Below are 6531 nucleotides of genomic sequence, written 5' to 3' on the forward strand. Positions count from 1 at the left end.
GAGCTAACCCTCTCATCTCAATCTGATCAGTGGAGGGGTCCATTCCTGAACTGATAATACGGAAGTTGTAGTGTTGGGACAAAGCCCAGCTGTTGGGCCAGATGATAGGATCCCTGATTGCCGAGTCTGCATGCCCATACCGGCTCCAGACCATGAGCAAGACAATAATCAATTAATGCCGTACATACAATACGAGCTAGCCCCTGCCCACGATATGCCTCCACGGTCTCAATGCCAATCTCCAGGCGCCCACGAATATTAAAAGCTGCAAAGGCTGTAGCCGCAGCTTGTCCATCCAATATCAGACTGAAGCCAATGCCCTTGGACACAAACTGCTCTGCATCTCTCCAAAAATAACGTGGAACGACTGCTCCTTGAGCCTGCTCGAACAGTTTCTTATCCGTCGGAACAGGTACGAGGCCAGGTCTTGGCTCCGTTATACGCAGCTCACGGTATCGTGTTGCATCGAACCTAAAATTCACTCGCGTGTGCTCCTCAATATTCCCTTTCCCAGCCTTGATTAACGCTCGAATGTGATCATTCCAGCCATCCGGGTAGACCTGAAGCCACTCTCTCTGCTGGCGCTCTTCACTCTCAAGCCAATACTTCCGCAAAGCTTCATTAAATTCCGGCTGATGCATATCACCCCACAGCAATGACATTCCATAGCCATGGGCAATGTAAAATACTTGCGGGTCCTCAACCCGATCCACATACACCGTGCCATCCACATCCTGAAGTAACACGGACTCGGCAAACAAAGTGTTCATCTTAAGGGTGCCTAATGGCCCTAAAATGCGATCATATTGAGCTGGCTCTAGCCTTATCATGGGTACACTCCTTTGGTAATAGCAGGTCCTTTTAATGGTCTCCGCTAAATCATTTCTTTCATCAATGAATTATCTAAAAATAAAATTATTTACATAAAATACAAAATGTCTTATTGTAATACATAGTTATATAAACTAAATTATTACATAAAAGTAAAAGGGTGATTCACTTGAAGTATACTTCTATAATTCTTGGGATTGTAATTATTTGTATTGCTATATTATATGAAACTCAGTCATATGAAAAATATACTGCAATAAACGAGAGTCAATTAGAACTAATTAAAGATAATGAACAGATCAATATACTGCAGTATCAAAATTTGGTGAATGATCGCGGTTCCTCTACTGTTATCGCTTATACAGACAGTAATGAAGTTGGCGCAATAGTGGCCACCAACAAAAATGGTAAATTAGACTACAGTAAAAGTATGAGTATACCCACAAACTCTGAGGATAAAGTGTACATACTAGGGGCAATAAGTGGACTTAAATATCTCATCATTATGTTTCAAGACGATCAACTATTACAAAACACAAAACAAATAATAATCTACCGCGGTAGCCAATTTCAAAAAATTGAAGATGTCAGCAAAAGCCTCATTATTAATACGGATACACTATATAGTACCGAATCCTCATCGTCACTCCATATTGATTTTTTAAATAAGAATGGCAATATACTACATCGCTATCCTAGCAACATATTTCCATCAGGGCAAGTAGACTTCTATGATTTCTACTATTCTAAGAAAACAATTGAACTGATGGAGGGTGCAACAAACGCAAAATTAAAAATAGATCTAGACCTCTCCAGTATCTCCTCTATTCATGATGCTTGGCTTTATACAATGTCAGCAGAGATTGATAAGGGACAATCTCGACAAATTCTGGATTTTGTCGAGAGTTTAAATTCCAATTTAGGATACTACTATGCAAATTCTAAAGAGAAATATTCTGATAGCTCTAATAGCACTTTATATACTCATCTAGTCGATACTAAGATGGCATTGGAAACTCTCAAAGTGTTGAATGGAGAAGTTAGTACACAGAAGACCTCTGAATATTTGAATAAAACTATTATAGAACTCAATCAAACAAATTTAAACTTTGTTTCTAAAGGCGGCCTTACGTTGGTAATGAAACAAATTAGTGATTTAATTGGTGAAACTCCGGGAGGCCAAAAAGAATTAAACTATGATTCTATCGCATCTCAACTAACTTCACTCTATAACATCAAAGATCTTTCACTTGAAAGTTATAGCACTCTCTATAGTCTTCAAGAACATTCAATTAATATTCCCTTAAATCTAAACAAAACCGAAATTTCAAAATATATATATGATCGTCAACTACCAAATGGACTTTTTAACATTGATAATACTCGGGAAGGATATGATGTTCTTTCTACCTTCAATGCGGTTAAGTTGTTAATCGCCCTCGAACTAGATGTTCCTAACAAAGAAAAGTTACTGCGAAATTTAAAAAAAATAAACCAAAAATCAATAATTAATAGCATCTAATTTGATATTAGGCATTAAGCATGATTCCATAATTAAAATTTATAATAGGAATTCCTGCATAGTGCTAATATAAATACAATAAAAAGGAGATTTCAAATGGTACGTAGACACGCATTACTAGTTTTGTTATCATTCACTCTTATTTTTGCCCTAACTCCACTAGATTTGGCAAATGCTAAAAGCAACTCAGATTTAACATTAATAGAGAATAAAACTTACGAGTTAAATGGAGAACAATTTATACTAGAAACTTGGGAGGATGCTAACGGCAACTTATCTTACACTATTCCCACAGAAGTGAATGATAAAGCCTCTGTTTCTGAATTTACAGATAAATTATTGCAAGAAAAATCGCCTATTACGCCTCAAGGGGAAATTTACAATTGGTACAGAGATGATATGAAAGAATATGATCGGAAAGCAGATCTATCTTGGTCAACCAGAGGTTTTAGTGACTGGGCATATCTTTACCCAGCTACTGCGAATGTAATGGGAGTAAAAAAAGGAAAAATAAAGGCTACATGGCAAGGAAGAGGGAACGCCGATAAAATCGTTGTGAATTAACGTAGTACCTTTAAAGGTACTACGTTAATTCTTTCAGCACCTCCATCAATCAGCTTTGGAGATGATGTTGTAGACTGGACTTCGGAGCCCTTTGAGAACACATGGTATACCAACATTCCAACAGAGGCCGCTAGTGTTTCTTCAAGAACTTTTATCACAGGAATTAATCTATATGCTCGGGCAGACATATATGTAGGATCTGATTTATATCGGCCAGTTATTAGAGACACTGTTAACTGGCTTGAAAGCTAATTGTTAAATCAATTTATTTAAGCAGTCTCTCTAAAATAGATAAATTGTATTTAGTGTGAAAAGGCCTTTCAATCTTACGCGTCACAGTTCATTAGTGTAATTGAAGGGCCTTTTCCCTACTCAGATTCACTTCCACTTATCGTTTCCTCAATTCTTCTGCGATGCATAGCTGGCGCCCCTTTACTTCCACACTTGCTACTAATGAGTTATTAAAGCGCTCTCTTATAGCTCCGCTAGGCTCCAAAGCCTGACACCTCTTTTACGGGAGCAGCATACTCATTTCTTTGGCAGCATCCATAATGATCGGTGCAAATTCGTGGAGCGTCTCGGCTGACAGTCGGCTCACCGGTCCGGATACGGACAGAGCTGCAGCAAGCTGTCCTTTGCGATTCAGAATCGGTGCTGCCACAGCAGCCGCTCCTGGCTCACGTTCCTCAATACTAGTAGCAAAACCGATGCTTCGAACTTCCACTAGCTGCTGCAGATAGCTCTCATCATCCAACAACGCTCCCCACTCTGCCTCCTGTCGAAAGCTCTGACGCTCCTCCTCAGTTGCGAATGCTACCAGCACCTTACTGGAGGCTCCGACCGATAATGGCATGCGTGCGCCTACAGGAGCCACCCGCCGGATCCCCTGCGTGCTCTGCACCGCCTGAATGCGAATCCGCTCATGTCCATCCCGTAGATATAGACTCACGGTCTCTCCCAGATGATCACGCAGCCGCTCCATCAAGGGTAGCAGCAGAACTGCTGGCTCATCACTCTGTGACATATGCGTGGAGAGCTCCCAGACTTTTATACCTAGTCGATATTTTTCCGTAGCCTCATCCCGAATCACAAAGCCCCGATCCTCCAATGTGGTCAGCAGTCGGTGTACCGTACTCTTATGAAGTCCAATTCTCGCGGCGATCTCCGTCAGTCCAAGATCAGTCGCTTGAGTAAAACACAACAATATATCCAATGCCCGTTCTACGGCACGTACAGTCAATTTACGGTCTTCCACAGTAAACCGCCTCTTTTCCATCTACAAATACTAGTTTCACTCTGTGAAACGTGGTTACATTAATTATATCTCATTTCAACCATTGCTGCTATCGTATATGAACACGGCACGTTATTTTTCAGACTTCTAAGTATATTTCTAGTCATTCTCGACTGCGTGTCACACGCCTGATATACATACAGATATTATGACTTTCAAAATGCTCTTGCTCTAATACAATTTTCACGTTCAGTAGAAACAACATTAGATAATATAGGGGTAATTAGAAAGGGGTAATTATCCGGTATGTACTGAGTGGACCGAAGCGGCATGGAGTGGCCAATAAATTAATGGGGAATGTAGCAAAAAGGCTACACCCCCCAAGAGTTAGGCTCTTAACATCCGCACACTTTCTTCACACCATTCGATTAGACTGATGAAATGTTTCTTTCCGTATTGGTTCGTAATCATCCAATATTTATAATTAACATCCTTATTTTCAAGATGTAATAGCCATTTTTCGAGTTCCTCAAAAACCCGCAAGCTTTCCTCAAGTTTACGCTGATAGGATTCAATATGCATAATACTCGTCTCCGGTGAGGAGTTACTACCAAAAAACACTCTTAGCAATAACTCATTTTTCTTCAGATCAACAACATAATCTGTAGGTTGAGACAGCCAAGCAGACAATGTTCTTCTCCCCTGGTCAGTTATGCTATACAGTTTTTTGTCAGGCTTTCCATCTTGGCGAATGATCTCAACCTCGATATCATTTGTGTCCAAAAGGTCAGCCAAACTGGGATAGATCTGGCCATAGTTTTCATTCCAAAAGTAGCTTGTACTTTCTTCCATGTGCTGCTTGATATCATAACCGGTATGTGGTCCTAAAGTAAGTATGCCTAACACCGCAAATTTAGTGTTTACTCTCGCCGGTCGGTTTTCCATTTTCCATGTTCCTCCTAGATTTAAAGAGCTACTACCGCTATTCGTGACATTGCAATATTTATATCGTATCATATTTCACTTATGTATTTTCTATATATTTAATAAATATATATTATTATAATAATTAGTGTTGACAACGTTTTTCAGACAGAGTTATATTTACTTTGCCGGCAGATTCATATTAATTTCTATATTTTCGGATATATTAAGGAGCGTATTCACACGTGACAATTATTAATGTTAATTCCCCTGTTGGACGAATTTCCGCGAGACAACGAAGCCTTCTAGCCGAAGCTTTAACAGATGCTGTGTTGATTCCTGAAGTTGGACAATTTTGTCCACCTGCAAGGGAAGGATTTCAGGTGCTTTTTACAGAGCGCCCGAGAGATTATATGGCTATTGGAGGAAAGCTGTTATCAGACCAGCCTGAGCGTGATGTGATCACAATCAATATCCTTGTGATGGATGGGGATTGGCCGAATGATGTACGTAAAGAAGTAATTAATAATACTTTCAGGAGTCTTACCAGCATTCTTGAGGTTCCAGAGCCTTCTCCAGCCTGGTGGGTAAGCTTTCAGGTCATTGATGAGGGAAGCTGGGGCTCTCGTGGTGGGGTGCTTTCTATTTTAGACTTGTTAGGATCAGGTGTCTTTACAGATGAAAAAGTACAAGCTATTCGAAAAAATATAACGAACTGAAACCTTCCGGAACAGCGACGTATGCCTTACAGGGCAGACTGTATTCCACAACAAAACCCACCGAGGCTATTCAGCTTTAACGGTGGGTTTTGTGCTTTTATATCTTCTACTGATTTAACGACATAGTTGCGTTTACTTTACTGTAATAATGCATCATTGGCTGCGTTGATTAATTGGAATTATGTCAGTTTTAAAATGGTAAGCGTTGAGTTAGTAAAGTTATGCAATTGGGCCGGAGTCGCATTAGCATTTACCACTTGAATAGTTGCAGGAACTGCAGCAACGGTGATAATTACTTCAGCAGATGTTGGCCCTCCGCCATTTCCGGTAAAAGGAAATGCGGTTATAGGTGTCCCATTTACAGTAATGTTAAAATCTGCATTTCCCTGATTATGAATTACTAAGTTAAGCAAGTAGGTTCCAACCTCATTGATCGTGATTGTCGCTGATGGAGCTACAAATGTAAATGACCCACCTACGTTAGCAAATAATCCGTTGAAAATAACCGGGGAACTTGCAGGAACCGTATCCGTACCTGTGCCTGGATCAACGCGGAAAATGCTTAAATAATCAGGAATTCCTGTGACGCCTGTGGCTCCTGTTGCTCCTGTTGCTCCCGTGGCTCCTGTTGCTCCTGTTGCTCCCGTGGCTCCTGTTGCTCCCGTTGCTCCCGTGGCTCCCGTTTCACCTGTTGGACCTGTCGGACCGGTTGGGCCAGTTACCCCAGTTTCACCTGT

At 40.6% G+C, this 6531-nt stretch carries 6 protein-coding genes and 1 pseudogene; 3 read left to right on the forward strand and 4 right to left on the reverse strand.

What is annotated here, in order from left to right; genetic code table 11:
• Positions 1-26 precede the first annotated feature (26 nt).
• Positions 27-830: a GNAT family N-acetyltransferase gene (locus K331_RS0128200; RefSeq protein ID WP_036636120.1), complete on the reverse strand. Its 804-nt coding sequence runs from the start codon at positions 828-830 to the stop codon at positions 27-29.
• 170 nt (positions 831-1000) lie between these two features.
• On the opposite strand from K331_RS0128200, the gene K331_RS0128205 reads away from it, so the two are divergent.
• Together K331_RS0128205 and K331_RS0128210 are read left to right on the forward strand one after the other, a co-directional pair.
• A complete protein-coding gene (locus tag K331_RS0128205; protein ID WP_028592913.1) occupies positions 1001-2353 on the forward strand; it encodes a hypothetical protein in 1353 nt (450 codons plus the stop codon).
• A gap of 96 nt (positions 2354-2449) precedes the next feature.
• The gene (locus tag K331_RS0128210) at positions 2450-2917 is read left to right on the forward strand and encodes a hypothetical protein (RefSeq protein ID WP_028592914.1); all 468 of its coding nucleotides are present in this window, start codon (positions 2450-2452) and stop codon (positions 2915-2917) included.
• A gap of 511 nt (positions 2918-3428) precedes the next feature.
• Here K331_RS0128210 and K331_RS0128215 read toward each other — a convergent pair.
• Together K331_RS0128215 and K331_RS0128220 are read right to left on the reverse strand one after the other, a co-directional pair.
• Positions 3429-4172, reverse strand: a complete 744-nt coding sequence (locus K331_RS0128215) for an IclR family transcriptional regulator (RefSeq protein WP_028592915.1) — start codon at positions 4170-4172, stop codon at positions 3429-3431.
• Between the two features lie 366 nt (positions 4173-4538).
• Positions 4539-5096 carry a PadR family transcriptional regulator gene (locus K331_RS0128220; RefSeq protein ID WP_028592916.1) on the reverse strand — a complete coding sequence of 186 codons (558 nt, stop codon included), beginning with the start codon at positions 5094-5096 and terminating at the stop codon, positions 4539-4541.
• A gap of 224 nt (positions 5097-5320) precedes the next feature.
• Between K331_RS0128220 and K331_RS0128225 the strand changes: the two genes are divergently transcribed.
• Positions 5321-5794 (forward strand): tautomerase family protein, encoded by a 474-nt coding sequence (locus tag K331_RS0128225; protein ID WP_018887380.1) that lies wholly within the window; start codon positions 5321-5323, stop codon positions 5792-5794.
• A 179-nt stretch (positions 5795-5973) separates the two neighbouring features.
• Here the strand turns inward: K331_RS0128225 and K331_RS30780 are convergent.
• Positions 5974-6531 (reverse strand): annotated as a pseudogene (locus tag K331_RS30780) (hypothetical protein); the annotation flags it as partial.

It is taken from the genome of Paenibacillus massiliensis subsp. panacisoli DSM 21345 (assembly GCF_000426545.1).
GTDB lineage: Bacteria > Bacillota > Bacilli > Paenibacillales > Paenibacillaceae > Paenibacillus > Paenibacillus panacisoli.

Excerpts from the sequence above, each read along its gene's own strand:
- K331_RS0128200 (WP_036636120.1), bottom strand. The coding sequence starts at position 830 with ATGATAAGGCTAGAGCCAGCTCAATATGATCGCATTTTAGGGCCATTA.
- K331_RS0128220 (WP_028592916.1), bottom strand. The coding sequence starts at position 5,096 with ATGGAAAACCGACCGGCGAGAGTAAACACTAAATTTGCGGTGTTAGGC.
- K331_RS0128210 (WP_028592914.1), top strand. The coding sequence starts at position 2,450 with ATGGTACGTAGACACGCATTACTAGTTTTGTTATCATTCACTCTTATT.